The organism is Enhygromyxa salina (assembly GCF_000737335.2).
GTDB lineage: Bacteria > Myxococcota_A > Polyangia > Nannocystales > Nannocystaceae > Plesiocystis > Plesiocystis salina_C.
On the sequence record NZ_JMCC02000245.1, the window covers coordinates 1 to 2,451 of the forward strand.

The window sequence follows — 2,451 nt, forward strand, 5'->3', positions numbered from 1 at the left end:
CAGCCCGGCGAGCTGGCGGCGCCAGTAGCCGCGCTGACGATCGAGCTCGCCGCGGCTGACGGCCTCGGCCTGCCAACGCGCGAAGCCGGCGTAGTCGAGCGGCAGCGGGGCCAGCTCCGGATCCGGCCCCTCCGGCGCGGCCGCGTTCAGGGCGTCCAGCTCGGCCGCGTACAGGGCGAGCAGCTCGCTGACGACGATGTTCATCGACCAGCCGTCGAAGATGCCCCACGGCCGCGTCAGCACCAGGACGTGATCCTCGTCGGCGAGGGTCAGCAGCTGGGCCCGCAAGACCCTGGGGTCCGCTGGCGCGAACGGCCGGAGCCGCTCGGCCGCCAGCCAGGCCAGCGCCGCGGCCTCGTCGGCCGCGAACTCGACGGGAAGCTCGACCTCGATCCCGGCGTGGACCCGCTGGACGTGGCCCGCTTCGGTGCGGACGTAGCTCGTGCGCAAGATCGGGTGGCGCTCGACGAGCGCGGCCAAGCTCCGCGCGCAGGCCCCGGAGTCGAAGCGCCCGCGGATCCGAAACGCGACCTGGATGTTGTCGCACGCGCTGCCGAGGTGCTCGGGCCAGTCCAGGAACCACAGTTCGCGCTGTTGGAGCGACAGCGGCGCCTGCCCGGCGACCGAGGCCTCGAGCGGCGCAGGCTGGAGCGACGCGGGCGCGGACCCACCCGCGGCGGCCCGGTCCGCGGCCAGGTCGGCGGCCAGATCGCCCAGGGTCGCCCCGCCAAAGATCAGCTGCAGCGGCAGCTCGACGCCGAGCTCCTGGCTCACGCGCAGGCTCAGGCGCGTGGCGAGCAGCGAGTCCCCGCCGAGCTCGAAGAAGCTGTCGAGCAGCCCGACCCGACCGAGGCCAAGGACCTCGGCGACGACCCGACACAAGCCCCGCTCGAGCTCGGTCCCCGGGGCGACGTAGTCGCGCCTCGACAGGTCGTCCTCGGTCGGCGCCGGCAAGCCCCGCTTGTCGACCTTGCCGTTGGACGTGAGCGGGAACTCGGCGAGGAGCACGAAGATCTGCGGGACCATGTAGTCCGGCAGGCGCGCGCCAAGATCACGCTTGAGCGCGCGGATCAGCCCGGCCCTCGCCGAGTCCCCCACGCCCTCGCCTGGCGTCGGCTGAACGTAGGCGACGAGCGCCTGGATCTCGCCGACGCGACGGGTCGTGACCACGGCCGTGTTGACCGCAGCGTGCTCGTGGAGCGCGTGCTCGATCTCGCCAGGCTCGACGCGAAAGCCTCGCAGCTTGATCTGATCGTCGGCGCGGCCGACGTAGTCGAGCACGCCCTCGGCCCGCCACATGGCGAGGTCGCCGCTGCGATACATCCGCGCCCCCGGCACGAAGGGATCGGCGAAGAAGCGGGCGGCGCTGAGCTCGGGCTGCCCATGGTAGCCCTCGGCGACCTGTGCCCCCGCGAGGTAGAGCTCGCCGGGGACGCCCGGCGGCAACAGCCGCATGTTGGCGTCGAGCACGTAGGCGCGGGCGTTCCACACTGGCGCGCCGATCGGCACGCGCGCGCCCTTGGCCCCGGGTCGACAGCGCCACGCCGTGATCCCGCCGGCCTCGGTCGGGCCGTAGAGGTTGTGCAGCTCGACGCCGGGCAGGCGCGCGGCGAACTCATCGACGAGCGCGGCGGGCAAGGCCTCGCCCGCGGCCTCGACGATTTTCAGGCTCGTGCACGCGTCGACCCCCGGCTCGGCGAGGAACGCGGCCAGGGCCGAGGGCACGAAATTGACGTCGCTGACCTCCGCCTCGCGGATCAGCTCGACGAGGTAGGCGAGGTCGCGGTGGCCCCCCGGGCGCGCGATGACGACGCTGCCCCCGACCTGCAGCGGACCGAACAGCTCGGTGACCGACACGTCGAAGCCGATCGAGGTCTTGTGCAGCATCCGGGTCTGGGGCCCGCGGCCGTAGTGGGCCGCGCCCCAGGCGATCCAGTTGAGGCTCGCGCGCTGCGAGATCGCCACCCCCTTGGGCCGGCCCGTCGAGCCCGAGGTGTACAGCACGTAGGCGAGCTCGCTCGGCGAGCGCGGGCCCAGGGTTCGAGTTGGCGGCCGCGTCGTCGGCCACCCGTCGAGCTCGGGCAGCTGCTCGAGCAGCAGCAGCGGCGCGCAGTCGGCCGAGATCTGAGCGACCCGCTCGGCCGGCAGCTCCACGTCAAAGGGCACATAGCCCGCCCCGGTCTTGAGCACGGCGTAGATCGCGACGAACAGCGCGGAGCCCCGAGGCATGCGCACGCCAACGAGCTCGCCGGGGCCCGCCCCGCGCTCGATCAGCCAGGCCGCGAGCTGGTTGGCCTGGCCGTCGAGCTCGGCGTAGCTCATGGTCAGCCCCCCGTCGCGCAGGGCCACCGCTGCGGGCGTGCGGGCGACTTGGGCCTCGAACGCGCCGATCAGCGTAGGCGAGCTGCACGACCAGGCCGAGGCCGAGGCCACCGCGGAGCTCGGCGCGCT

Annotated in this window: 1 protein-coding gene; it reads right to left on the minus strand. The window is 73.6% G+C overall.

The features are described from left to right. Nucleotides 1-2,433 (minus strand): amino acid adenylation domain-containing protein (locus tag DB30_RS40615; RefSeq protein ID WP_276204429.1); only part of this gene is annotated, 2,433 nt, incomplete at its 3' end. Nucleotides 2,434-2,451: the final 18 nt, after the last annotated feature.